Below are 24475 nucleotides of genomic sequence, written 5' to 3' on the forward strand. Positions count from 1 at the left end.
AATTGCGTCGAATTAGCGCTGCTATAATTACTAATCATTAATTATTATACGAAATCGTGCCAAGATCAATAAAAAAGTTTATATTAATATGCAGTAACGATGAAATATTACTCTTCACGAAAAGCTTTAGAGAATCTGTCGGAGAGTGGTTTAGTGAAATACGAGGCTACGTTTCGATCCCCAATCTTAATAAAAACCTCGGCTGGCATCCCTGGATAGAGCCCCTTTCCGTTAAGGGACGCTATGTGTGTCTCGTCGATCCGCAACTTTACTGTGTAGTAGGCTTCATTTGTTCGAGGATCGATCTGCAAATCCGGACCCACGAAGACAACCTTGCCGGGCATATCAGGCGTGACGCTTAAGTTAAAGGCAGTGAACCGAATTTCGGCGCTCTGATCGAGATGTATCTGGTCGATGTCTTTTGGAGTGAGCCGGACCTCGACTTCGAATGCTTGTCGATCCGGCACAACCCGCATCAACACTGCGCCGGGCTGGACCACCGCTCCCACATTATTGATCGCGATCTGGTGCACCCTCCCTTGAACAGGCGAAGTAATTTCCAAACGTTTGAGCTGGTCGAGCGCCGCCGCTCTCCGCTCCTCGTACTCAACGATGCTTGTCTCGGTTGTTGTTAGATCTTGTGCGACTTGCGTTGAATGGTCCCGCTCCAACTGGAGTATCTGCAGATCAATTTCACTAGCCTTGCCCTCGACTTGCGCCTTCTGGGCGGTGAGTTGGCCCAACTGCCCGCTGAGATCTGCCTTTTGCCGCTTTAAGAGGTTATACCGCTGCAAGGTAATGAGACGCTTTTCATAAAGAGCGGCGCTTTGCTCCGCTTCTTCGTTGATTAATTCGGCCTGTTCTTGCACAGCAGTGATCTGAGATGCCAGACCTTTAGCTTCGTCAGATAACTGTTGCTTTCTAGTCTCAAGCTGTCGACGAGAGCCTTCACGGGCAGTTAAGCCGCTTTCCAGAATGCCGGCCTCGCTAGCGATCACCAGATCGCGAGCTGCAGGTTCGAGAAATGCAAGCAGGGTCTCCGACACCGTTAACCTGTTCTCGCCCTTTATCTCAGCGATAAGCCTAGCTCTGCGCACGTACATTCGTGCCAAAGAACTTTCTACGATTGAGAGGTTTGCCTTCGCCAACGTCGGATCGAGACGGAGCAAGATGTCGCCCGCAGCAACTTCATTCCCTTCCTTAACGAGGATCTCACTGACAATACCTCCTGCCAAGTGCTGGATATCCTTGGAGTTGCCCTCAATGACAACACGGCCTGGTGCAATAACCGCGCTTGAAAGTTCGGTTGTAGTGGCCCAGCCGCCAATACCAACTACGAGGGAAAGCGAAAGGGCAGTTACGATAAAGAAGTGCCTTCTAAGCGAGCGTTGCAATGACGTCGCATCGTTTTCGGGTGTTGCCGTCGATCGGTCCTGCGCTTCAATCTGCAGCATTGGCAATTTCCTTAGAAGCAGGGCCGCCGCTTATGGGATGCACATTGGATCCATTCGGACGAAGAAACTCGTCCCGGTGACCGAAATGTTGAAGCCGGCCGAACGCCATGACCATGACCTTGTTTACATTTTCCAATGCGCTAGGCCGGTGGGCGATGACAATCACAATGCCCTTACGTGCGCGAACGGAAGCGATCGCGGCGCTCAACGCGATATCTCCGTCCCTATCGAGATTGGAATTCGGTTCGTCAAGAAGCACCACAAAGGGATCGCCGTAAAGGGCACGAGCCAAGGCGACGCGCTGCGTCTGACCCATGGAAAGAGCTTCACCTCCATCGCCAATTCGTGTGTCGTAGCCTTGGGGCAAAGTGACGATCAACTCGTGCACCCCGGCTTCACGAGCAGCTGAGACGACGGATGTGGAAGTGGCGTTAGGATCGAACCGAGCTATATTCTGACTAATCGTGCCGGGAAAAAGCTCGATGGACTGGGGAAGATAACCGATGCTCTTACCTATATCTTGCGGTCGCCACTGCTCGATGCTGGCTCCATCGAAGCGAACCGAGCCATGTAAGGATTGCCAAATCCCCACAATCATTCGTGCAAGAGTCGATTTCCCCGACCCGCTTGGCCCAACAATCCCAAGAGCATCTCCTGCTTCCAGCGAGAACGAGACATCAGAAACGGTCACTCGCCCGCCCGGCGGACCGCCAGTTACATTTTCGAGAGATAGCTCGCGACAGGGCTGCGGGAGTGTCGTTTCGACTATCGGATCAGGGAAACTCGTCAAAAAGGCTTGGAGCCTTGCCCAACTGTTCCGTGCTGACGCGAAGCTACGCCAATTGGTTATTCCGAGCTCGACGGGAGCGAGCGCTTTGGCCGACAAGATCGACCCAGCAATGATGCTTCCCGCGGTCGTTTCGCCCATGACCACAAGATAGGCTCCTACTGCCATTACGCCCGACTGAAGAACCATCCGAATGGTGCGGGAAGAAGCGGCGAAGCCACCGATCATGTCAGCACTGCGGCTCGTTTCAGACCGTAATGCACCTTGATGTTCACGCCACATGGCGGACATCGTTTGGACCATTCCCATCGCCTTTGCAGCTTCTGCACTCCGCAAGCTGCTGCTCACGAAGTTGTTGCGCCGTCCGCGCAGAGTGGAAGCATTCTGGTTCAGCCGCGCAGTCGACCACTCCGTCAAGCCTGCCAGAATAATCAGGATGATAGCCCCAACTAAAACTGTCAGCCCAATCAACGGGTGAAGCAGAAAACAGATGAATAGGTATACGGGAAGCCAGGGAAAATCGAAAAAAGCGCTCAGTCCTTGCCCAGACAGAAATGTCCTAACATTATCGAGGTCCGTAATCGGCTGCGTCGGATCGCCTCGTAGCGATTTGACCAGCGGCGCTCGGACGACTGCCTCATACACACGGGAGCTCAGCTGCTCTTCCATTAGATTTGCTGTGCGGATCATTATCCTTCCGCGAACGATGTCAAATAATGCTTGAAAAGCAAATAGAATCAGCGTGAGAAAACACAGAGCCAAAAGAGAAGGAATGCTTTTGCTGGGCAGGACGCGGTCATAGACTTCCAACATGAACAATGAGCCTGTCAGATTCAGGATATTGATAGCTCCGCTCGCAACTCCAACCGCAATTAGAGACTTAGACGCGGAGAATTTGAACTCAGAGAACATGTGGGTACCGCCTAGAACGAAAACAACTCGCACAGAATCAAGAGAAAGATCGAGCATTCCCTTGATGCGTTTCCTCTAAAATAATCACGAATATTCTTGGAATTAAGCGGACCCGCCCTTCTGGCGTAATCTACCCGCGCTGCGCATGTACGCTTTCAAAACTTTCAGACCGATTTTGATCATATGCCTAAGAGTAGGGTTCAGCTTATTCCAGAACTCTATGTATAATAGTATTGTCTCGAACGCCACAATAAATCTAATATATCGTTAAACGTCGAACATATAGTGCATCACAATGAAACTTTAGCGGGAATATTAGCATTATGTGATGGATTCATATTTAGTTTAGCCCCTTAGCAACAGTAAGTTTACATCGTATTTTCTGTCGCCTGGGCTGCCTTAATAGGTCCGCGGCGAACTGCACCTTGTCGATCTGCAGGTTGTAACAATGTCACTCTAGGGAGAGATATGGTACCGGGAGAACGCGCCATACGGCTTCAATCGCCAGGCATAACAGCGCATTTCTTTTGCGTTTCATTCCCGCTCCTCGATCAGCCACTCAATCAGCTTACCCACCGCGCTGCCGTCGCTTTTTGGGCGCGCCAGCCAGTAACCGCGGTTCGATGCATCGAGACTTGGGCCTGCGGCCACCAATACACCGGCCTCAAGCAACGGATCGATCAAGCCTGCCCAGCCGAGTGTAAAACCCTGCTCGCAGATGCTCGCCTGTACGACCATCGCGTAATTGTTGAAGCTGATATCGCCGCCGCTGTGTTCAGCGCCGCGCTCGACGCCGAAATGGGTCAGGTAGTCGGCCCAGTCATACCAACGCGTCTGTGAGTTGTTTTCGAGATGAATGAGCTTACATCGAGAGAACTCTGAGATGTCCGCAGGCGCAGCTCTGTGGACCAACAAGGATGGGGAGCACACTGGGGTCACCCGTTCAGAAAGCAGCAAAACGGCTCCCTCGCCTGCCTCCTGTTGCGTACCGAAGATGATCATCACGTCGCTATCGTTCTTACCCTGTCCCAACGGATCCTGGGTCGCGACGATCTGAATATTGATATCGGGATTGAGGATACGAAAGCTGTGCATGCGCGGGATCAGCCACAGTGACGAAAACGCATAGTCTGTGTGCAGGCGGATCGTCTGGTATTCGTCTGTCCTTCGTAACTGTTGTGCTACGAGGTCGATGGCGTCGACACTGCGCGAGACGGCTTCAAACAGCCGCTGCCCTTCTGCTGTAAGTTCTATGCCTCGATGTTTTCGGCGAATGAGAGCAACCCGAAGCTCATCCTCAAGCCTGCGGATCTGGTAGCTGACAGCCGGCTGGGTGAGCTTAAGCGATGCAGCCGCTGCTGTCAGGCTCCCGTGACGGGCCACTTCGGTGAGGATGCGCATCCAACCAAGATCAAGCGGTCGCTCTGACATTAAAATTCCTTATGCCAACTATCGAAAAATACCTGCTTTACATGCAAAAACAATGCTGCGTTCAATAAGCCGGATTAATAAAGGGGAGCCACATGAAAATCGATTATCGCCTGCATCGCCTCGCCGCTGGTCTGTTTTTGTCGGTGGCAGCCTTCTCCACTCCAGGTCACGCAGCCGATGATGCCGCCTGCAAGACGGTCCGCCTCAGCGATCCAGGTTGGACCGACATCACCGCAACGAATGGCGTCGCTTCCGTTCTGCTCAACGCGCTGGGCTACGAGGCGGACGTAAAAACCCTGTCGGTTCCGATCGGCTATCAGGCAATGAAGAACCGCGAGATCGATGTGTTCCTTGGTAACTGGATGCCAGCACAGAAATCCTTCGTCGATGATCTGAACGCAGCCAAGGCCGCCGAGGTAATGACGAAGAACCTCGAAGGCGCCAAGTTCACCCTGGCGGTGCCAGCCTATGTGGCAGAGAAAGGCGTGAAGGATTTTGCCGATCTCTCCAAGCATGCGGATGAGTTCGACAGCAAGATCTACGGCATCGAGCCGGGCGCGCCTGCGAACCAGAACATTCAGAAGATCATCGATGCCAATGACTTCGGTCTGAAAGGCTGGCAATTGGTGGAATCCGGCGAGCAGGCCATGCTGGCGCAGGTGGAGCGCGCAGGTCGCGACAAGAAGGCTGTCGTCTTTCTCGCATGGGCTCCGCATCCGATGAACAAGAAGATCGACATCACCTATCTTTCCGGCGGCGACGCCTATTTCGGTCCGAATTTCGGCGGTGCCGAAGTCTATACGCTGGCGCGGACCGGCTGGCCTGAACAGTGCCCGAACGCCGCTAAGCTCTTCAAAAACCTGACATTCAACATCGACATGGAAAACAGCCTCATGGGCTCGATCCTCGATGGGCAGGATTCAAAGGCGGCGGCCGCGGCCTGGCTGAAAGCGAACCCGAAGTCACTCGATGGCTGGCTGCAAGGGGTGACGACATTGGACGGCAAACCGGGTGATGCCGCCGTCAAGGCAAAGCTTGGGCTTTAAACCCGGAAATTTCGAAATGACCCGTCCCAATATCCTCATCCTGATGGCTGACCAGTTCAATGGGACGTTCTTTCCCGATGGTCCGGCGGAGTTTTTGCACGCGCCCCATCTGAAAGCACTGGCGGAGCGGTCCGTCCGCTTTGCCAATACCTATACGGCAAGCCCGCTTTGCGCGCCGGCCCGTGCCTCCTTCATGTCCGGTCAACTGCCCAGCCGAACGAGGGTTTACGACAACGCTGCCGAGTTCGCATCCGACATACCGACCTATGCCCACCATCTGCGGGCGGCGGGCTACTACACTGGCCTTTCAGGCAAAATGCACTTCGTTGGTCCCGACCAGCTTCACGGCTTCGAGGAGCGCCTGACGACGGATATCTATCCGGCAGATTTCGGATGGACCCCCGATTACACCAAGCCGGGCGAGCGTATCGACTGGTGGTATCATAATCTCGGTTCGGTCACCGGTGCGGGTGTTGCCGAGATCACCAACCAGATGGAATATGACGACGAGGTTGCCTACAACGCCACGCGCAAGCTTTACGACCTGTCACGCCGCCTCGACGAACGGCCCTGGTGCCTGACGGTGAGCTTCACCCATCCGCACGATCCCTATGTGGCCCGAAGGAAGTTCTGGGATCTCTACGAGGGTTGCCCAGCCCTCGATCCGCAGTCGGAAGCGATCGCTTTTGAGGATCAGGACCCACATTCGAAACGCCTTTTGGAAGCGTGCGATCATAAGGCATTCGACATCACGCCTGATCAGATCAGACGCGCAAGACGCGGCTACTTCGCGAATATCTCCTACATCGACGAGAAGGTCGGAGAAATCCTCGAAGTGCTGAAAGCAACCCGGATGGATGAGGACACCATCATCCTCTTTCTGTCCGACCATGGCGATATGCTCGGCGAACGCGGGTTATGGTTCAAGATGTGCTTCTTCGAAGGCTCTGCGCGGGTGCCATTGATGATCGCAGCGCCCGGCTGGATGCCTTCAAGGATTGACGCACCGGTGTCGACCCTCGATGTGACGCCAACGCTATGCGGGTTGGCGGGGCTCGACATCACCTCGCTGAAGCGCTGGACGGACGGCGAGGACTTGGCACCCTTGGCCACAGGCACGGGCTCACATGGCCCCGTGCCAATGGAATATGCTGCCGAAGGATCGATTGCTCCCCTCGTCTCTCTGCGTGACGGACGCTACAAGCTTTCGGTTTGCGAGGCCGATCCGCCGCTGCTTTACGATCTGGAGACAGACCCAGAAGAGCGCACTAACCTCGCGAGCGATCCTGCCTTCCGCGACGTACTTTCGGCGCTGTCTGCAGAGATCGACCGACGCTGGAAACTGCCCGCCTTTGACGAGGCCGTACGGGAAAGCCAGGCCCGCCGCTGGGTAGTGTACAAGGCATTGCGCAACGGCGCCTATTACCCTTGGGACTACCAGCCGCTGCAGAAGGCCTCGGAGCGATACATGCGCAACCACATGGACCTGAACGTACTCGAAGAGAACCAGCGCTATCCACGCGGAGAGTAAGGAAATTTCGGCGCAGATTTCCCGCCTGCAGAAAAACCAAGCGACCGGAAATCAGCCGATTTTCTCATCATCGACTGACTTTGCGGCCCTGAGAAACGCAATAATCGCAGAAAAATCCTCGTGGGCGTGACCCGAGGCGACGAAAGCCTCGTAGAGTTCCAGGGCGTGTGCGCCGAGCGGTGTCGCCGCCGTGGAATCCACAGCGGCCTGATGCGCCAGGCGCAGGTCTTTGAGCATCAACGCGCTTGCAAATCCGGGGGCGTAATCACGGTTGGCCGGGGAGCTCGGAACAGGACCCGGCACTGGGCAATAGGTGTTGACCGACCAGCATTGGCCGGATGAGGTCGATATCACATCAAACAGTGCCTGATGGTCCAGACCGAGTTTCTCGCCGAGAACGAAGGCTTCAGCCGCGCCAATCATCGAAATCCCGAGCAGCATGTTGTTGCAGAGCTTTGCCGCCTGGCCCGCACCTGCCGCTCCACAAGGGATGATGCGGCCAGCCATGGGCTCCAGAACCGGACGCGCGGCTTCGATTGCAGCAGCGTCTCCACCCAGCATGAAGCTTAGCGTTCCGGCTTCGGCACCGACCGTACCGCCAGACACAGGCGCATCGATCGTCACGCACTCTGGTAACAATCCGTGCGCGGCACGAGCACTGTCAACGTCGATCGTCGAACTGTCGATGAGGAGGGTGCCAGGAGAAACGATACCGACAAGTTGCTGCCACACGTCCAGCACCAGTTCGCCATTCGCAAGCATGGTGATAACGGCATCCGCGCCACCGACCGCCCCTCCGATTGTCTCAACGACACGGATGCCTCGCTCCGTCGCGTTTTTGCGCGCAGCCTCAGCGACATCGAAGCCGGTAACGGTGTAACCCGCCTTGACCAGATTACCGGCCATCGGCGCACCCATGTTGCCAAGACCTATGAAGGCGATCGTCTGGACCATATCAATTCTCCTTGCCTCAAAGAGTGTTTTAAACGGCAGCTGGAAACAGGGAGGGCAGAGGCTGTATGGCATCAGTAAGCCCCTTTTGATCCACCTCTTCCAGTCGTGCGGGAGACCAGACCGGATTGCGATCCTTGTCGATGACGGCGGCTCTCACGCCCTCATAGAAATCATGGCCATCGAGGATCAACGCGTCGGCCGCGTATTCCCGATCGAGGCAGGTTTCGAGCGAGTCGGAGTTCTGCGCTGCACGCAGCAAATGCAGCGTCAAGACCAAGCTTGTGGGCGATTTGGCCTCTAGCAAGACCAGGGTGCTTTTCGCAAAATCGGACCCGTCGGCATGGAGAGCGGATAAAATAGCGGCCATGTTGCTAAAGTCGAACGCGCGGTTGATGAGAGCGGCATTCTCTTTCAGCGCGGAAACGCCAGGATCGCAGGAATGTGCGCCGATCGCACTTTCCACCGTCCGGCCCGATGCGACATCCGCCAACAGGCCCGCGAGAGCTTCGGACGGCACCATGGCGTCGGCAAGACCGGCAGCAATCGTATCTGCGGCACCGATCGTCGCGCCCGTAAGACCGATCCAGAAGCCGAAGTGCTGTGGCGCGCGCGACAGTGCCCAGGTGCTGCCCACATCGGGGAAATAGCCGATACCGGTTTCCGGCATCGCAAAGCGCGCTTTCTCTGTGACGATACGATGACTGCCGTGAACCGACAGGCCGACACCACCGCCCATGCAGATGCCGTCCATGATCGCCAGCCAGGGCTTGCGCAGGTGGCTGATCCGGGCATTCAGACGATACTCCTCAGCCCAGAACGCGAGAGCCTGATCCGGTGCGGTTCGGCCCGTCTTCCAGATCATCTTGATGTCGCCGCCTGCGCACAGCGCTCTTCCCTCGCCGGTCAGGGCGATCGCGTGAACCGCGGGGTTGCTCTCCAGCATCTCAATCGCGTCCGCGATTTTACGGACCATATCAAGATTGAGGCTGTTGAGCGCTTCCGGGCGGTTGAGATGGATGCGTCCCAATGCGCCGTCCACACCGATGACAACCGTTTCATTGGCGGGGAGGCCAGCCGGGGTTTCTCCGGACATTCTATCGCTCCCTATTAAAATCGGGTTTGCGCTTCTCGATGAATGCCGCCATGCCCTCGCGCTGGTCAGATGCGCCGAACAGACGATGAAACAAGGCTCGCTCGTAAAGAACGCCCTCACGCAGCGATAGCTCCTCGGCTTTCATCACAGTCTCTCTTACAAGACGCGCCGCAGAGCGCGAGTAGCCCGCTATCTGTGCCGCAGCCGCAATGGCGGTTGGGAGCACATCAACGTCGGGAACGACGCGCGCTACGAGACCAGCACGCAGGGCCTCGTCGGCTCCCATCAAGCGCCCTGTCAAATGCAGATCCATCGACAACGCACGACCGATCTGCTTCGTCATGCGCTGCGTTCCGCCCATGCCTGCAATGACGCCGAGCTTGATTTCGGGTTGGCCGAACTTCGCGCTCTCGCCGGCGATGGCGAAATCGCACATCATCATCAACTCGCAGCCACCACCCAAGGCATAACCGTTGACAGCAGCGATCTTCGGCAAACGACTAGCCGAGAAGCGATCCCAGATTGCGAAGAAATCCTCATCGATCATCTGCTGCGCGCTCTTGTCCGCCATTTCGGCGATGTCTGCTCCCGCGGCAAAGGCCTTCTCCGAACCAGTGACGACCAGTGCTCCGACATCCTTGTCGGCGTCGAGCTCTTCCACAGCTGAGACCATCTCGCTTGCAAGCTGCGAATTCAGAGCGTTGAGTTGCGCAGGGCGGTTGAGGCGGATCAGGGCAACCCGGCCCTCCCGGCTGATCTCGATGCACTCTGGCATGGTTCTCTCCCTTTTCTCACGCGTGTTCTGGTGTTGGCGCTTTTAAAGTTGTCGCGCGATGACCAGGCGCTGCACCTCGCTCGTGCCTTCATAAATCTGGCAGATCCGTACGTCCCGATAAATTCTTTCGACAGGATAGTCTGAAAGATAGCCATAGCCGCCATGCACCTGAATGGCTGCGGAGCAAACCCTTTCTGCCATCTCGGACGCAAACAACTTCGCCATGGAGGCTTCCGTCAGGCATGGTCGTCCTGCGTCGCGCAGGCTGGCCGCATGCAGCACGAGCTGGCGCGCAGCCTCGATCTGCGTTGCCATGTCCGCCAGGCTGAAGCCCACAGCCTGATGTTCGATGATTGCCTTGCCGAAACTCTGGCGCTCCTTGGCATAGGCCGTCGCGGCCTCGAACGCCGCGCGCGCCATGCCGACCGCCTGCGCCGCAATTCCAATACGCCCGCCCTCAAGATTGGCGAGCGCAATCCGATATCCATCGCCCTCATCACCCAGGCGATTGTCAACCGGGACACGCATCCCGTCGAATGCGAGCGCACAGGTGTCGGAACCATGCAGACCCATCTTATGCTCGACGGAAACAACATTGTAGCCCAGTGTGTCGGTCGGGACGATGAAGGCAGAGATGCCCTTCTTACCGGCATCTGGATCGGTCACAGCGAACACGATGATCACGTCTCCGTTTTTACCGGAGGTGATGAATTGTTTCGAACCGTCGATCACATAATGATCGCCTTCAAGCCGCGCGCGGCTGCGTAAGGCAGAGGCATCCGATCCGGCATGCGCCTCCGTTAGAGCAAAGCCGCCGATCCACTCGCCGCACGCCATTTTCGGGAGGAAGCGGGACTTCTGATCTTCTGTTCCAAAACGCAAGATGGGCACGCAGCCCACGGACGAATGAACCGACATGATTGTTGAGCAGGCTCCATCTGCCGCGGCAATTTCTTCCAATGCCAGCGCATAAGCGACCGTGCCGGTTTGCGAACCACCATAATCTTCCGAGACGAGCATACCCAGAAATCCGAGTTCTCCCATCTCCGTCAGTTCTTCGCGGGGAAAGGCATGATCGCGATCGCGCGCGGCAGCGCCAGGGGCCAGACGATTGACGGCAAACTCGCGTGCCGTCTCGCGGATCTGTTCCTGTATGTCGTCGAGCAACATCAGTTTATCCTCTCGATTGCGATGGCGGTGGCCTCGCCGCCGCCGATACAAACGGATGCCATGCCGCGATTGAGCCGCTGTTTCTCCAAGGCCGCGAGAAGTGTGACGATAATTCGTGCACCCGAGGCCCCTATGGGATGGCCGAGTGCGCAGGCGCCACCATTGATGTTGACCTTGTCATGCGACAGATCGAGGTCGCGCATGGCGGCCATGGCGACCACAGCGAAGGCTTCGTTGATTTCAAACAGATCGACATCGGCCAAGGACCAGCCAGTCCGCTCCGAGAGCCGACGCAGCGCACCAATGGGGGCGGTGGCAAAGAGCGAAGGCTCGTTGGCATAGCTGGCGTGAGCGACAATGCGCGCCTTCGGCGTCAGACCACGCCGCTCGGCTTCAGATGCCCGCATCAGGAGAAGTGCTGCTGCACCGTCTGAAATCGATGAGGCGTTGGCGGCCGTTACGGTGCCGCCCTCGCGAAAGGCGGGACGAAGCTTCGGTATCTTTTCCGGCTGCGCCTTTCCCGGCTGCTCGTCGATGGAAACGAGTGTCCGAGCCTTGCCCGCGGAAACAGACACAGGAGCAATCTCCGACACGAACAGGTCCTCGGTTGTTGCCCGCCGGGCCCGCTCCAACGAGGCGAGCGCGTAGGCGTCCTGGGCCTCGCGGGTGAACTGATAGGCTTCGGCGCAGTCCTCGGCGAAGGTCCCCATCAGACGACCCTTGTCATAGGCATCCTCCAAGCCATCGAGGAACATGTGATCAAGAACCTGACCATGGCCCATGCGCTGACCCGTGCGCGCCTTTGGCAAGAGGTAGGGCGCGTTCGACATGCTTTCCATTCCACCCGCGACGACGACGTCTGCCGAGCCTGCATGAATGAGATCATGGGCCAGCATGATGGCCTTCATGCCCGAACCGCACATCTTGTTGAGAGTCGTTGCGCAGGCGGCAAGCGGCAGACCGGCGGCAATCGCCGCTTGACGGGCAGGCGCCTGTCCCTGCCCTGCGGAGAGCACGCAGCCCATGAGAATTTCCTGCACAGAATCCTTGGCCAATCCAGCGCGCGAAAGCGCAGCTTCAATGGCGGTTGCGCCAAGTGTCGCTGCTGGAACGCCCGCGAAATCGCCCTGGAACCCGCCCATGGGAGTTCTGGCGGAGCCGACGATCACGATTGGGTCTCGTTCATCCATCTGTTTTCTCCTGCTGGTTTCGCTTCATCTCGGCGGCATCCTCAGAGCACCATCAAGACGAATGACCTCGCCGTTCAGCATCGGGTTTTCGACAATGTGGCGCACCAGCGCGGCATATTCTGAAGGTCGTCCGAGCCGTGGAGGAAAGGGAACGGAAGCGCCGAGCGCATCCTGAACCTCTTGCGGCATGCCCGCCATCATCGGCGTCTCGAAAATCCCTGGTGCAATGGCCATGACCCTGATTGCATGACGGGCCAACTCACGTGCCGCGGGCAGTGTCAGCGCCGCAACACCGCCCTTGGAGGCTGCGTATCCAGCCTGGCCGATCTGCCCCTCGAAGGCTGCGACAGACGCCGTGTTGACGATGACGCCACGCTCACCGGTGGGACCGGGTTGTTGTTTCGTCATGGCATCGGCTGCAAGCCGCAGCATATTGAACGTCCCGACAAGGTTGATCGTGACCGTTCTGGCAAAGCTCTCCAGACTGTGAGGCCCCTCACGCCCGACGATCTTCTCACCGGGCGCGATGCCTGCGCAGTTGACGAGAACATCGACGCGGCCAAATGTCTCTATGGCAGTCCTCACAGCCTCAGCACCATCAAGAGGATTGGTGACGTCGGTGCGGACAAACCGGGCAGCGTCACCCAACTGAGCCGCCAGCGCCTCGGATCGGTCGACGTTGACATCCAGCAGCACCGCGCGCGCACCGGCTTCCACAGCCATTGCAGCAACGGCGGCGCCGAGCCCGGAACCGGCTCCGCTGATCAGGAAAACGCTGTCTTCAAGCTTCATGCCGAATGATCCTGCTTTTGATGTGCATTGATTTTTTCGATCTCCCCCTTGCGCAGCAAGAACCGCTGGATTTTGCCGCTCGGCGTCTTTGGCAGTTCGGAGACGAATTCCACCTGGCGAGGATAAGCGTGGGCAGACAACCGTCTCTTGACGTACTGCGCCAGCTCTTCGGCAAGATCAGGCGTTGCCTCTACTTGCTTACTGAGCACGACGAACGCCTTGACGATTTCCGTCCGCTCCGGATCGGGCACGCCAATCACAGCCGCCTCGACCACGGCGCTGTGCTCGATCAAAGCGCTTTCCACATCGAAAGGCCCGATGCGATATCCCGACGAGGTAATCAGATCGTCTTCACGGCCGATAAAGCTGATGGAGCCATCAGCCTCGGCTTCGACCGTATCGCCAGTTCGATAAAAGCCACCGGAAATGGCTGGTGTGTCCTGCTGGAAATAACCCTTGAACCACATCAGCGGAGAATTGGCGATGTCTATCGAAAGCACGCCGGGATGGTTCGGACCAAGTTCGCGACCCTCATCGTCAAGCACGGCCACGCGATAGCCCGGCATTGCGAAACCCGCTGAACCGTGTCGCACGTCATGGTCCAGTCCATGGTGGTTGTTGACCACCATTCCCATCTCCGTCTGCCCGTAATGATCGTAAATCGGCGCTGCTAGATGAGTATCGAACCAGCGGATGATCTCCGGGTTCAAGGGTTCCCCAGCACTGCTCACCACGCGCAACTGCCCCTTCGCAGCAGTTGCGGCCTCGTCACCTGCCGCGATGAGAAGACGGAAGGCGGTTGGCGATCCCGCCAGGCTGGTGACGCCGAGCCGGTTGATGATGCTATAGGTGCTTTCTGCGGTGAACCCACCCTCATACAGTGTCGTCGCGTAGCCCAGCATCAGCGGGCCGGCAACGGCGTAGTACATACCATAGGCCCAGCCCGGATCGGCAATGTTCCAGAAGACGTCGTCCTCGCGCAGATCGATGGCGTAGCGCATATAGGCGGAGAAGGCGGTGAGCGCGCGCATCGGAACAGGAACACCCTTGGGAAGCCCCGTCGTGCCGGACGTCGACATCATCATGAAGAGATCGTCACCCTGACCCATAATCGGGTCGAAAGCGGGACTGCATGCTGACAGTTCGGCCCGAAAATCGATCGTGCCCTCAATGCTCGGCTCCTCTGGATTTCGCACGATTGCAAGGAGAGGACGATTCGGTAACTCAGAGAACTTCGAAGCGTTGGCGGGATTGGTCACTACCAACTTGGCATTGCTCATCGTCAAGCGGTGTTCGATCGCCTTCGGTCCGAAAGCCGTAAAAAGCGGTTGGTAGACAGCGCCCATTCGCCATGCGCCGAGAATAACCGCGATCAGGTCGACGGTACGCGGCAACATGCCGGCAAGCACATCTCCCTGTCTCAGCCCTTGAGAAACGAAGAAATTTGCGGCGCGCGCCGACATGTCGCGCAACTGCTCGAACGAATATTCGCTGAGCACACCCAAGGTCGAAATGCACCGCAGCGCGATACGGTCGCTGCCGACATGCCTGTCGCAGCACTCCACACAGGCATTGATCGCAGTTTCGATATCACCGGCAAATCTCGCGTGCGCCTCGCTCAGTCGAAAAGCCGATGTCTCATCAGCATAGCTACGCTTCGTCGCGCCACCATGGGACTGCAGCATGGTTTCCTCCCTTTGTATTGACCCGCCGCATAAAGCGTCTCCTCCGGGTCGTGAAAATCTAACAAATCGAAGCTTGCAAACAATGGCAGTCGTGAACATCATGAATGATCGAAAATACAAGAGTAAGCCTTGTCCATGCTTGAGCGTCGCGTAATCTCGTCAGGCTTCGTTGAGGATGCGCTGGACTGTTTGCGCCAGCAGACCATCGACCCTTCCCCTGCCCTGACGAGGGCAGGTATTCCACCCGCCCACAGAGGCGACGTGTCGAATGAGCAATATGGCGCGCTGTGGCTGGAAGTCGCGGCTCTGTGCCGGGACGAGTTTTTTGGTCTGGGCGCTCGGCCGATGCGGCCTGGCAGCTTCAAACTTCTCTGCTATGCGGTTTTGCATGCAGGGACGCTGGAGCATGCCCTCAAGCGCGCACTAATGTTCCTCAACGTCGTGCTCGATCACCCGACCGGTAAACTTCGCTATCAGGACGGGCAGGCGGAAATTGTCGTCGTGAGCGCTGATGCACCGCGTCGCGCATTTGCTTATCGAACCTACTGGCTGATCCTGCTCGGCGTTCTTTGCTGGCTGATCGGGCGACGGATTCCGCTCCGGCGTGTGGATTTCGCTTGCCCTGCCCCCGACAACCGTCGCGACTATCTCCAGTTTTTCGGGGCGCCAGTGCATTTTGACACGTCGGTGACACGGCTCGTCTTTAACGCAAGCTACCTTGCGCTGCCGACGATCCGCGATGAAAAGTCGCTGAGGAGCTTCTTGCGCGGAGCGCCTGCCAATATCCTGTTGCGATATCGTCACGACCCAGGCTTGGCCACCAGGTTGCGGACCCGCCTCGAGACGTCGAGTGCGGAGGACTGGCCCGACTTCGATACCTTCGCGCATGAAATGAAGCTGTCACCTGTGACGTTGCGACGGAGGTTGAAAAGCGAAGGGCAAAGCTTCCTCACCATCCGCGACGACATTCGCTACAAGCTTGCGCGTGATCTGATGAGGCTGCAGAAGTTCAGCGTGGCCGAGACGGCAGCCAGGCTGGGCTATGCGGAGCCCAGCGCTTTCCACCGCGCCTTTATAAAGTGGTCGGGGATGACGCCCGCTGCTTTTCGAAAGGCGGCACTGGAAGTGCCTGACGACGCGATCGACGGAGATGGGCGCGCAACATTGGACGACTAGATGGGAAGAACATCTTCGTTCTTGACCACCTCGATGATCACAGAGCTTTGCATCTCCCTGACACCGGGCAGACTGACGAGCTTGCTCTGCATCAGATGCTGATAATGCTCGATGTCGCGCACGACGACCCGTAGCAGAAAGTCGAAATCTCCAAGCACGAGAAGCGCGATCTGAATTTCTGGGATGGCCCGCACGGCGCGCTTGAATGCCTCCAGTGCCTGCGGTTCATGCGCCTGTAGTTTGATCCTCACGATCACGAGCGTATCGAAGCCGAGACTTTTGGGATCGAGGATCGTCCTCTTGCCCTTGATCACGCCGGCCTCTTCCAGCGCCGCTATCCGCCTCGAGCAAGGCGACTGGGAAAGGCCCGCGCGTTCGGCGACTTCTGTTACCGTGAGATTACCGTCCGTTTGGATCGCCCGCAGGATTCTCAAATCGGTTTCATCGATTTTTGGCATGAAAAACCCTTAAAATCCAAGATGTTTAGCTAATTCAGCCAATAGTGAAACCGAAGTGCGGCCAGAAAGCAAACGCCATCTCATGAATCCCGATTAGGCTTGAATAATGGCTTAGGGAGGAAACGGCCATGCCTGACATCTCGACGACAACCGACGGTGAACATCCCGCTGTGCCTGCTCAGGACACAGCCAAGCGCAGCCGGCTTCAGTTCCCGCATCCACCTGCACGGCCGGACCAGCCTGCGGATTTTTCAGCGATCGTGGTTCCTCCCGCAGGCATCTTGCCGGTGCCGCCGCTCGACATCGATGCCAAGGGGTGTCGCGACCTCGCTGTCGGCATGATCCGTATCCTTGACGAGAACCATACGCCTGTTGGCCCATGGGCCGAGTATCTCGGCGAGGTTTTTGCCGACAGACTGCGGCAGGGCCTACGCGACATGCTCAAGATGCGCGCGATCGACAAGCGGATGCTCAACGCGCAGCGACAGGGTAAGACGTCCTTCTATGTGCAATGCACGGGCGAAGAAGCCATTGGCTGCTGCTTTCAGCGCGAGCTGTCCCAAGGCGACATGAATTTCCCGACCTATCGCCAGCAGACGCTTCTGGTCGCGGCGGAGTACCCGCTGGAGCAACTGATGGGTCAGCTCTATTCCAACCCGCTGGATCCGCTCAAAGGTCGACAATTGCCCGTCATGCATTCGGCCAGGGACTACGGCTTCTTCTCGATTTCAGGCAACCTTGGCACGCAATATGTTCAAGCTGTCGGCTGGGCAATGGCCGCGGCATTGACCGGGACGGGCAAGATCGCGGCCGGGTGGATCGGCGATGGCGCCACGGCTTCCAACGACTTTCACAGCGCGCTGCTCACTGCCTCCGTCTATTTGCCGCCTGTCGTGCTCAATGTCGTCAACAACCAATGGGCAATCTCGACCTTCACCGGCGTCGCCGCCGGCAAGAGCGAGACATACGCCGCACGGGCTCTCGGTTACGGCATTCCAGCTTTGCGCGTCGACGGTAACGATTACCTCGCCGTGATGGCGGTCTCGCGTTGGGCGATCGAACGCGCGCGCCAGGGTCATGGACCGGTACTCGTCGAGTGGTTCACCTACCGCGCGGCCGCCCATTCGACCTCCGATGATCCAAGCGCCTACCGTCCTCGCGATGAGGCGCGCGCATGGCCGCTTGGAGACCCCATCGACCGCTTGAAGACCTATATGATATCGCGCGGCGATTGGTCCGAGGAACGTCACGTGCAGGCGCAAGCCGAAATCCTCGATGAGGTCACTGCCGTTCAAAAGTCGGTAGAGGCGCACGGCACATTCGTTGACCCGCAGCCGATCTCGCCGTCCGAGATCTTCCTGAACGTCTACGCGGACATGCCGGAGCATCTGCGACGACAGCGTCAAGAAATGGGGTACTGAAATGGCCCGCATGACGATGATCGAGGCGCTAAGGAGCGCCATGGATGTGAAACTGGCCGACGATCCGGCCGTCATCCTGTTCGGCGAGGACGTCGGCTATTTCGGCGGGGTGTTTCGCTGTACGTCCGGCCTTCAGGCGCGCTACGGCGAAGAGCGTGTGTTCGATACGCCGATCAACGAAAGCGCCATTGTCGGCCTTGCGGTGGGCATGGCGGCACAGGGAATGCGCCCTTGCGTCGAAATCCAGTTCGCCGACTACATGTATCCCGCCTATGACCAGATCACCCAGGAGGCCGCACGCCTGAGACACCGATCCAACGGGCAATTTACCTGCCCGCTTGTGGTGCGAATGCCGACAGGCGGCGGTATTTTCGGGGGCCAGACCCATAGCCAAAGTCCGGAGGCCCTGTTTACCCACGTCGCCGGGCTGAAAGTCGTCATACCCTCCAACCCTTACGACGCCAAAGGCCTTTTGATCGCAGCCATCGAAGACCCGGATCCGGTGATCTTCCTGGAACCGAAACGCATCTATAACGGCCCCTTTTCCGGAGATCCGCATGCCAAGTCGGTGGGTTGGTCGGCGCATCCGGCAGGAGAAGTGCCGGACCATCATTACAGCGTTCCACTCGGCAAGGCAGCCGTTTGCCGGCAAGGATCGGATGTCACCGTACTGGCATATGGGACAATGGTGCATGTGGCGCAGGCCACCGTCGATCAGACTGGCATCGATGCGGAAATCATCGATCTACGCACGCTTCTGCCACTTGATCTCGCCACCATCCGTGCATCCGTCGAAAAGACAGGACGCTGCGTTGTCGTCCACGAAGCCACCCGCACCAGCGGCTTCGGTGCGGAACTGATCGCCGAAGTGCAGGAGGCCTGCTTTTGGCACTTGCGCGCACCTGTGCTGCGCGTCGCCGGCTGGGACGCACCTTATCCGCATGCGCTGGAATGGGATTATTTCCCCGGTCCCGACCGGATCGCGCGCGCATTGAAACAGGTCATGGAGGCATAGATGACGATCAGCAGCATCAAAGTGCCCGATGTTGGCGAAGGCGTGGCGGAAGTCGAAATCGTCGTGTGGCACGTCAAGCCCGGCGATCTCGTTCGTGAGGACGATCTGCTTGCTGACGTCATGACGGACAAGGCAACGGTGGAAATCCCCAGCCTCTTTGCCGGAAGCGTCGTCGACCTCGGCGGGGCAGTTGGCGAAACCTTGGCCGTGGGGGGCGTCCTCTGCCGGATAGAGCACTCCGGCACGCGCGCTGAGCGCGAGGTCGCGAATGCCAATCCTGCCGAAGAGCCGGCCGAGACTGTCTCTCCTTCACGCGAAGCAGCAGCCAGGCCGGAACCCACACCGCACGTCGCCGCACCTGCGAAAGCCGATCCACCCACCACGCTTAGAACGGCCGCGGTGACGCCGGGTGCACCACGTCCGGAAGGCGAAGCACCCCTCGCCTCGCCGGCGGTGCGCGATCGAGCCCGCCGCGCCGGCATCGATCTACGGACGGTGCCCGGCAGCGGCCCTGCAGGCCGGATCATGGACGCCGATCTCGACGCGGTCTTTTCCGCTCCGCCTTCGCAACAGTCCTCTACGCAAAACCGGCAGCGGAAGGACGGCACGCAGCGTATCCCCGTCATCGGTCTTCGGCGCAAGATCGCCGACCGTATGGCACTTGCCAATGCCCGCATTCCCCACATCACCGTTGTCGAAGAGGTGGATGTCAGTGCGCTCGAAGACCTGCGCGCGACGATGAACGATGGGCGCGGAGAGAAGCCGAAGCTCACCCTGCTCCCATTCCTCTCTGCGGCGTTGAAGCGCGCCTTCATCGATCATCCGGAGATGAATGCACATTTTCTCGATGATGAAGGCATCGTGGAGAGACACAGCGCCATTCATCTCGGCATCGCGACGATGACGCCAAACGGGCTGGTCGTACCGGTGCTCCGCCACGCAGAAACATACGGTCTCTTCAGTGCGGCGGGCGAAATTGCACGGCTGGCGGACGCTGCACGCCAAGGCAAGGCCACGCGCGAGGAACTCTCCGGCTCCACCTTCACGATCACCTCGCTTGGACCGCTCGGCGCCCTTGCTACGACGCCGATCATCAACCATCCGGAAGTGGCTATCCTCGGGATAAACCGGATGGCAATCCGACCGATGTGGGACGGCACGCAATTCGTGCCGCGGCGGATGATGAACATTTCAGCAAGCTTCGACCACCGGGTCATCGATGGCTGGAATGCCGCAACGTTCATCCAGCGGCTTCGAACCTTGCTTCAGACACCAGCGCTGATCTTCGTGGAGGATGAGGCATGACAGCCAAAGGCTGCAAGGTGCTGATCATCGGCGGCGGTCCAGGCGGCTACGTCGCGGCCATCCGCGCCGGTCAATTGGGTCTCGACACCGTCCTCGTCGAGGAAGGTGCCGTTGGCGGTACATGCCTGAATGTCGGGTGCATTCCCTCCAAGGCGCTCATCCACACTGCCGAGGTTTTTGCAGACGCACGCGCCGTTGCAAGAGATAACCCCTTCGGCATCACCTCCACTGCGCCTGAAATTGATCTGGCCCGCGCAGTCGCCTGGAAAGACGGGATTGTTTCGCGTCTCACGGGCGGCGTTGCAGCACTCCTGCGCAAGGCGCGGGTGAACGTCTTGCAGGGCCGAGCCCGTGTTGTGGACGGCAAGACCGTCGAAGTGACGAGGACGGACGGCACGGTCGAGACGCTCCGCTGCGAAAACCTCGTGATCGCCACAGGCGCACGCGCGCAGAGCATACCGACGCTACCCTTCGGCGGCGACATCCTGTCCTCGACCGGGGCGCTGGCGCTCGAAACGGTACCGGAGCGCCTCTGCGTGGTCGGTGGCGGCTATATCGGGCTGGAAATCGGAACGGCCATGGCCAAGCTTGGCGCGCAGGTGACGATCGTTGAGGCGGCATCGCAGATTCTGCCGCTGTATGACGGCGATCTCATCAAGCCTGTCGCCAAAAGGCTGGCTGCGCTCAATGTCCAAGTGCTCACCGAGGCACGGGCGCAAAGCTATACCGACGGACAGCTTCAGGTGATGGTGGGAGAGACGCGCACACTCATTGCTGCTGACAAGGTTCTCGTGACGGTCGGTCGGGTACCGAACATCGACGGCTTTGGAATAGAAGCGCTCGGGCTTGACCGGAACGAAAGATATCTTGCTATCAACGAACACTGCCGCACGTCGATGCGCGGCGTCTATGCCATCGGCGACGTCACGGGCGAGCCGATGCTCGCACATCGGGCCATGGCGCAGGGAGATCTTGTGGCACGCATCATAGCAGGAGAACCAGTAATCTGGGACAAGCGCGCCATGCCGGCAGTTTGCTTTACGGACCCGGAGATCGTCGCCGTCGGTCAGTTGCCCTCGCAGGCGAGCGATGCAGGCGTCGCAGTCTTTCCCTTCGCCGGCAATGGCCGGGCGATGACGCGAGACCGGGATGATGGCTTCGTCCGCATCGTTTTCAGCCGGCACAGCGGGCTGGTTCTGGGCATCCAGGCAGTAGGAGCCGGCGTCTCGGAAATGGCCGGACAGTTTGCGCTGGCGCTCGAAATGGGCGCGACACTCACCGATATCGCCGCGACCATCCAGGCCCATCCGACGCAGTCGGAGGCGGTACAGGAGGCTGCGTTAAAGGGGCTGGGCCTGGCACTCCATATCTGAGCGTGGTGGCCAAGCATTGGTGGACAATCGGTGCGAGATGGAATTCTGTCCCGCACCTGATATCGGCGCAGCTGAAGAGCCTGCTCTCGATCGTCTAACAGGCGGTGCGCCTATTGTTCGTTAAGAAAGCCGGCAAGAACCTCGTTGAAACGCGCCGGTGCCTCGATGAAGGAAAAGTGGGCTCCACCTTCAGCCTCTTCGAAGATCACCAGTTGAGACCCCTTGATCTGCTGATGAATCCATTCTTGTGAGCGCGGATTGACGTGGCTGACGCGCCCGCCAATCACCAGCGTCGGTCGGTCGATGCGAGTGAAGATGTCGCTCCAGTCGATCGAGCAATGGTCGACGAAGAGATCTGCGATATGAACGGCGTTGACGCGAAGATTCTCCTGCAGCAGCCACGCCTTCAAATCTGCCGGAATGCCCTTGGTGATCATACCGTCGAGGAATGCTCCGCGTGCCGCGGCACCTTCAGCGCCCTTGATCTGCTCTGCAATGGCGACCATCGTGGCTGCATCGAACAGGGCGCCGGCATTCAAGATGTCCTCATCGCTCATGCCAGCCTGCCGCATGACGGTTGCCGGCTCGTCAATGAGGATGAGCTTGTCAACGAAGGACGTCCCATAGATGTCTATCATCGCCCATAGAACAGAGGCACCCATCGACCAGCCAAGCATCGTGGCGTTTTCAATTCTCTCGTGCTTCATCAGTTCCATGATATCCGCAGCGAAGCGGAAGATGCGGAAGCCGCGTTCGGCATCTTCCGATTTACCATGGCCGCGAAAATCCACGGCTACGACGCGGTGCGTTGCCGAAAAGTGTTCAATCTGGTGCCGGAACATGGCCGCCGATTGCGACCAGCCCGGTAGCATGACAAGCACGGGGCCTTGCCCCACATCCGTATAGGCCAGAACTGCGCCATCGCTTGTCGTGAAATTCTTCTGCATGTCTGCTCCTCCCCTAGTTGTTTTCGTGGCCGGCCTCCCTGACCCGCCTGTTGTTGATCGATTGTCTCAATAGCGCATGAATCCGCCATCGACGTTCAAGGTCACACCTGTAACGAAGCGCGCATCATCCGAGGCCAAAAAGCCCACCGCCCCGGCAATGTCATGTGGCTCGCCAGGCCGTCCGATGGGGATGGTCGAGATGATCTGCTCTCTTTGCGCATCGGTCAGCGTCGAGGTCAGCGCCGTGTCCGTGAGACCGGGACAAATCGTGTTGCAGGTCACGCCGGCGCGACCGGCTTCTCGCGCAATGCCTTTGCTGAAGGCGATCACTGCACCCTTGGCAGCTGCATAACAGCTGTTGCCGAACATCCCACCGCCCTGCTGGCCAGCGATCGACGCAATGTTGATGATGCGGCCCCAGCCGGAAGCGGTCATGGCCGGTAGAAAGGCCTTGGTCAGCAAGAACACCGCCGTGAGATCGATGGTCATCAGCCGTTGAAATTCTTCGAGTTCCACGGTCTCGACCGGACCTGTAGACACGACACCGGCATTGTTGACCAGAATATCGATGCGCGTGTGCCGCTGCCGAACCGCCTCAGCCATGCGCAGGACATCGCTTGGCTGGCCAAGATCGACCGCAGCGAAGCTCGCTGAACCGCCATTCCCTATAATGTGCGCGACGCCAAGCTCTCCGGCAGCAAGATCGACATCCGAAATGATGACGTGAGCACCCTGCCCGGCAAGCCTTTGGGCTATGGCAAAACCTATTCCCCGTGCAGCACCGGTTATCAGCGCGACGCGTCCATTCAGTTCTCGTTGCATGCTTCCTCCGGCGGCGATACGATCGCAACCCCAGTCTCCTCAGAGACAATGATTAGGATTGAGACTGATGGCGAGCAAACGACTTCTGGTTTCTTGGCCGTTAAGCGGAGCTTCACGATGACGCGTCTAAGCGTACCCTTGAGTGCGTTGGAAATTTTCGCCGAGGCGGGTCAGACACGCTCGTTTCGAGTTGCCGCTGAACACCTGGCGCTCTCGACCAGTGCGGTCAGCCAGGCGGTTCGGAAACTGGAGGAGCGTCTGGCTTGTCAGCTGTTTCTGCGCGTCGGCAACGGGCTTCAACTGACGCAGCAAGGCGAGAACCTGCTGAAGCACGTGGTGAAGGGTTTCGATGAAATGCGTCTTGGGCTGCAGTCGCTCACCGACGCCCGCGACATGCCCATCTCCATCTCCAGCCCGCCGGGGCTTGCGAGCCAACTTCTCCCGGTTGTCGTGCAATCGCTTCTGGCCGAGAAAATCCGCGATATCAGGATCGTGGCGGACGAGGCTCCGGACTTCAAACGTTATCGCGATTTCGATGTCGCCATCGTCTACGGGGAGCCGGCAGCAAAAATCCACGATCTGGAGCCATTGGGGCCGGATGTCTTCACCCCTGTTTGCGCTCCGAGCCTCAAGGCGCGCCTCCAGAACGCCAGCGATCTGGCCGACTGCGCGCTGATCGTCAATGAGACAAACGCTGTCACATGGAGCGACTGGCTTCAACTCAATGCCATCGCGACGGCCAAAGTCAACTGGCTCCGATTCAATCGTGCTTCACAGATCATACCGGCCGCCCTCTCCGGCTTCGGCATCGCACTGGAGTCGCTTCGCGTCCTCGCGCCACAGTTGGAAACCGGTGAACTTGTCCGATGCGACCTTCCGGGAACAAAAGCTATCTCGCGCGACCTGACATTCCTTCATGTCACCGACCGGCAAGACCGGATTGATCGAGTTGCGAAGGTGGCCGAGCTTATCAGAGCAGAATGCATAACAAATACGGACGGCTCGCGACGGGCGTTTTCGGGTTAAGCAACCAGCATCGAGGAACGGAAACAGCCACTCGAAGCTACGAATTGCGTCCTCTGAGCATCATCATCCACAAACTGTCGCTAAGACGGTTGGCAACAAAAGATTTCTCCGC

At 58.4% G+C, this 24475-nt stretch carries 21 protein-coding genes; 8 read left to right on the forward strand and 13 right to left on the reverse strand.

All coding sequences use genetic code 11. The features are described 5' to 3' along the window. Positions 1-107: 107 nt before the first annotated feature. The 3 genes from WKI41_RS04280 to WKI41_RS04290 all read right to left on the reverse strand — a co-directional run bounded on the left by WKI41_RS04280 (position 108) and on the right by WKI41_RS04290 (position 4584). The gene (locus WKI41_RS04280; RefSeq protein ID WP_340192250.1) at positions 108-1454 is read right to left on the reverse strand and encodes an HlyD family type I secretion periplasmic adaptor subunit; all 1347 of its coding nucleotides are present in this window, start codon (positions 1452-1454) and stop codon (positions 108-110) included. Beyond that, positions 1441-3210, reverse strand: a complete 1770-nt coding sequence (locus tag WKI41_RS04285; RefSeq protein ID WP_340192251.1) for a type I secretion system permease/ATPase — start codon at positions 3208-3210, stop codon at positions 1441-1443. Before WKI41_RS04285 ends, WKI41_RS04280 begins: the two co-directional genes overlap by 14 nt. Positions 3211-3687: 477 nt before the next feature. Continuing rightward, on the reverse strand, positions 3688-4584 hold the full coding sequence (locus WKI41_RS04290) for a choline sulfate utilization transcriptional regulator (protein ID WP_340192252.1): 897 nt from the start codon (positions 4582-4584) through the stop codon (positions 3688-3690). A 92-nt stretch (positions 4585-4676) separates the two neighbouring features. Here WKI41_RS04290 and WKI41_RS04295 point away from each other — a divergent pair, with 92 nt between their 5' ends. Both WKI41_RS04295 and betC read left to right on the forward strand, forming a co-directional pair. After that, positions 4677-5630 carry a choline ABC transporter substrate-binding protein gene (locus WKI41_RS04295; protein WP_340192253.1) on the forward strand — a complete coding sequence of 318 codons (954 nt, stop codon included), beginning with the start codon at positions 4677-4679 and terminating at the stop codon, positions 5628-5630. Positions 5631-5646: 16 nt separating this feature from the next. Then, entirely contained in the window at positions 5647-7161 is a 1515-nt protein-coding gene (betC, locus tag WKI41_RS04300; RefSeq protein ID WP_340192254.1) for a choline-sulfatase, read from the forward strand. Positions 7162-7212: 51 nt separating this feature from the next. Here the strand turns inward: betC and mmsB are convergent, their stop codons facing one another. From mmsB to WKI41_RS04335, 7 genes are read right to left on the reverse strand one after another with little or no spacing between them, the layout of a single operon-like run. Beyond that, positions 7213-8115, reverse strand: coding sequence for a 3-hydroxyisobutyrate dehydrogenase (gene mmsB, locus WKI41_RS04305; RefSeq protein ID WP_340192255.1), 903 nt, complete (start codon positions 8113-8115; stop codon positions 7213-7215). Between the two features lie 28 nt (positions 8116-8143). After that, on the reverse strand, positions 8144-9208 hold the full coding sequence (locus WKI41_RS04310; RefSeq protein WP_340192256.1) for a 3-hydroxyisobutyryl-CoA hydrolase: 1065 nt from the start codon (positions 9206-9208) through the stop codon (positions 8144-8146). Position 9209: 1 nt separating this feature from the next. After that, positions 9210-9983: an enoyl-CoA hydratase-related protein gene (locus tag WKI41_RS04315; RefSeq protein WP_340192257.1), complete on the reverse strand. Its 774-nt coding sequence runs from the start codon at positions 9981-9983 to the stop codon at positions 9210-9212. Positions 9984-10025: 42 nt separating this feature from the next. Continuing rightward, a complete protein-coding gene (locus WKI41_RS04320; protein ID WP_340192258.1) occupies positions 10026-11153 on the reverse strand; it encodes an acyl-CoA dehydrogenase family protein in 1128 nt (375 codons plus the stop codon). Further along, positions 11153-12343: an acetyl-CoA C-acyltransferase gene (locus WKI41_RS04325; RefSeq protein ID WP_340192259.1), complete on the reverse strand. Its 1191-nt coding sequence runs from the start codon at positions 12341-12343 to the stop codon at positions 11153-11155. Before WKI41_RS04325 ends, WKI41_RS04320 begins: the two co-directional genes overlap by 1 nt. Positions 12344-12367: 24 nt before the next feature. Next, positions 12368-13135, reverse strand: coding sequence for an SDR family NAD(P)-dependent oxidoreductase (locus tag WKI41_RS04330; protein ID WP_340192260.1), 768 nt, complete (start codon positions 13133-13135; stop codon positions 12368-12370). Further along, entirely contained in the window at positions 13132-14820 is a 1689-nt protein-coding gene (locus WKI41_RS04335; protein ID WP_340192261.1) for an acyl-CoA synthetase, read from the reverse strand. The genes WKI41_RS04330 and WKI41_RS04335 overlap by 4 nt, the downstream gene beginning before the upstream one ends. Positions 14821-14955: 135 nt before the next feature. On the opposite strand from WKI41_RS04335, the gene WKI41_RS04340 reads away from it, so the two are divergent. Beyond that, positions 14956-15996 carry an AraC family transcriptional regulator gene (locus WKI41_RS04340; RefSeq protein WP_340192322.1) on the forward strand — a complete coding sequence of 347 codons (1041 nt, stop codon included), beginning with the start codon at positions 14956-14958 and terminating at the stop codon, positions 15994-15996. Here WKI41_RS04340 and WKI41_RS04345 read toward each other — a convergent pair. Further along, complete coding sequence (locus tag WKI41_RS04345; RefSeq protein ID WP_062442149.1) at positions 15993-16454, reverse strand: Lrp/AsnC family transcriptional regulator; 462 nt, start codon at positions 16452-16454, stop codon at positions 15993-15995. The two genes, WKI41_RS04340 and WKI41_RS04345, sit on opposite strands and share 4 nt — an antisense overlap. Before the next feature lie 128 nt (positions 16455-16582). On the opposite strand from WKI41_RS04345, the gene WKI41_RS04350 reads away from it, so the two are divergent. The 4 genes from WKI41_RS04350 to lpdA are packed head-to-tail and all read left to right on the forward strand — an operon-like array spanning position 16583 to position 21568. Then, entirely contained in the window at positions 16583-17875 is a 1293-nt protein-coding gene (locus tag WKI41_RS04350; protein WP_340192262.1) for a thiamine pyrophosphate-dependent dehydrogenase E1 component subunit alpha, read from the forward strand. Between the two features lies 1 nt (position 17876). Then, a complete protein-coding gene (locus WKI41_RS04355) occupies positions 17877-18890 on the forward strand; it encodes an alpha-ketoacid dehydrogenase subunit beta (RefSeq protein WP_340192263.1) in 1014 nt (337 codons plus the stop codon). Further along, entirely contained in the window at positions 18891-20195 is a 1305-nt protein-coding gene (locus tag WKI41_RS04360) for a dihydrolipoamide acetyltransferase family protein (RefSeq protein WP_340192264.1), read from the forward strand. It begins immediately after the preceding gene. Beyond that, positions 20192-21568: a dihydrolipoyl dehydrogenase gene (lpdA, locus tag WKI41_RS04365; RefSeq protein WP_340192265.1), complete on the forward strand. Its 1377-nt coding sequence runs from the start codon at positions 20192-20194 to the stop codon at positions 21566-21568. Before WKI41_RS04360 ends, lpdA begins: the two co-directional genes overlap by 4 nt. Before the next feature lie 110 nt (positions 21569-21678). Here lpdA and WKI41_RS04370 read toward each other — a convergent pair whose 3' ends face one another. Then, positions 21679-22515, reverse strand: a complete 837-nt coding sequence (locus tag WKI41_RS04370; protein WP_340192266.1) for an alpha/beta fold hydrolase — start codon at positions 22513-22515, stop codon at positions 21679-21681. A 66-nt stretch (positions 22516-22581) separates the two neighbouring features. After that, positions 22582-23337 carry a glucose 1-dehydrogenase gene (locus tag WKI41_RS04375; RefSeq protein WP_340192267.1) on the reverse strand — a complete coding sequence of 252 codons (756 nt, stop codon included), beginning with the start codon at positions 23335-23337 and terminating at the stop codon, positions 22582-22584. 117 nt (positions 23338-23454) lie between these two features. Here WKI41_RS04375 and WKI41_RS04380 point away from each other — a divergent pair, with 117 nt between their 5' ends. Beyond that, a complete protein-coding gene (locus tag WKI41_RS04380; RefSeq protein WP_340192268.1) occupies positions 23455-24363 on the forward strand; it encodes a LysR family transcriptional regulator in 909 nt (302 codons plus the stop codon). Positions 24364-24475 lie beyond the last annotated feature (112 nt).

Origin of the sequence: Agrobacterium larrymoorei, from assembly GCF_037722385.1 — a bacterium.
Classification (GTDB): domain Bacteria; phylum Pseudomonadota; class Alphaproteobacteria; order Rhizobiales; family Rhizobiaceae; genus Agrobacterium; species Agrobacterium larrymoorei_C.

Excerpts from the sequence above, each read along its gene's own strand:
- WKI41_RS04280 (WP_340192250.1), bottom strand. The coding sequence starts at position 1,454 with ATGCTGCAGATTGAAGCGCAGGACCGATCGACGGCAACACCCGAAAAC.
- WKI41_RS04285 (WP_340192251.1), bottom strand. The coding sequence starts at position 3,210 with ATGCTCGATCTTTCTCTTGATTCTGTGCGAGTTGTTTTCGTTCTAGGC.
- WKI41_RS04290 (WP_340192252.1), bottom strand. The coding sequence starts at position 4,584 with ATGTCAGAGCGACCGCTTGATCTTGGTTGGATGCGCATCCTCACCGAA.
- WKI41_RS04295 (WP_340192253.1), top strand. The coding sequence starts at position 4,677 with ATGAAAATCGATTATCGCCTGCATCGCCTCGCCGCTGGTCTGTTTTTG.
- betC (WP_340192254.1), top strand. The coding sequence starts at position 5,647 with ATGACCCGTCCCAATATCCTCATCCTGATGGCTGACCAGTTCAATGGG.
- mmsB (WP_340192255.1), bottom strand. The coding sequence starts at position 8,115 with ATGGTCCAGACGATCGCCTTCATAGGTCTTGGCAACATGGGTGCGCCG.
- WKI41_RS04310 (WP_340192256.1), bottom strand. The coding sequence starts at position 9,208 with ATGTCCGGAGAAACCCCGGCTGGCCTCCCCGCCAATGAAACGGTTGTC.
- WKI41_RS04315 (WP_340192257.1), bottom strand. The coding sequence starts at position 9,983 with ATGCCAGAGTGCATCGAGATCAGCCGGGAGGGCCGGGTTGCCCTGATC.
- WKI41_RS04320 (WP_340192258.1), bottom strand. The coding sequence starts at position 11,153 with ATGTTGCTCGACGACATACAGGAACAGATCCGCGAGACGGCACGCGAG.
- WKI41_RS04325 (WP_340192259.1), bottom strand. The coding sequence starts at position 12,343 with ATGGATGAACGAGACCCAATCGTGATCGTCGGCTCCGCCAGAACTCCC.
- WKI41_RS04330 (WP_340192260.1), bottom strand. The coding sequence starts at position 13,135 with ATGAAGCTTGAAGACAGCGTTTTCCTGATCAGCGGAGCCGGTTCCGGG.
- WKI41_RS04335 (WP_340192261.1), bottom strand. The coding sequence starts at position 14,820 with ATGCTGCAGTCCCATGGTGGCGCGACGAAGCGTAGCTATGCTGATGAG.
- WKI41_RS04340 (WP_340192322.1), top strand. The coding sequence starts at position 14,956 with ATGCTTGAGCGTCGCGTAATCTCGTCAGGCTTCGTTGAGGATGCGCTG.
- WKI41_RS04345 (WP_062442149.1), bottom strand. The coding sequence starts at position 16,454 with ATGCCAAAAATCGATGAAACCGATTTGAGAATCCTGCGGGCGATCCAA.
- WKI41_RS04350 (WP_340192262.1), top strand. The coding sequence starts at position 16,583 with ATGCCTGACATCTCGACGACAACCGACGGTGAACATCCCGCTGTGCCT.
- WKI41_RS04355 (WP_340192263.1), top strand. The coding sequence starts at position 17,877 with ATGGCCCGCATGACGATGATCGAGGCGCTAAGGAGCGCCATGGATGTG.
- WKI41_RS04360 (WP_340192264.1), top strand. The coding sequence starts at position 18,891 with ATGACGATCAGCAGCATCAAAGTGCCCGATGTTGGCGAAGGCGTGGCG.
- lpdA (WP_340192265.1), top strand. The coding sequence starts at position 20,192 with ATGACAGCCAAAGGCTGCAAGGTGCTGATCATCGGCGGCGGTCCAGGC.
- WKI41_RS04370 (WP_340192266.1), bottom strand. The coding sequence starts at position 22,515 with ATGCAGAAGAATTTCACGACAAGCGATGGCGCAGTTCTGGCCTATACG.
- WKI41_RS04375 (WP_340192267.1), bottom strand. The coding sequence starts at position 23,337 with ATGCAACGAGAACTGAATGGACGCGTCGCGCTGATAACCGGTGCTGCA.
- WKI41_RS04380 (WP_340192268.1), top strand. The coding sequence starts at position 23,455 with ATGACGCGTCTAAGCGTACCCTTGAGTGCGTTGGAAATTTTCGCCGAG.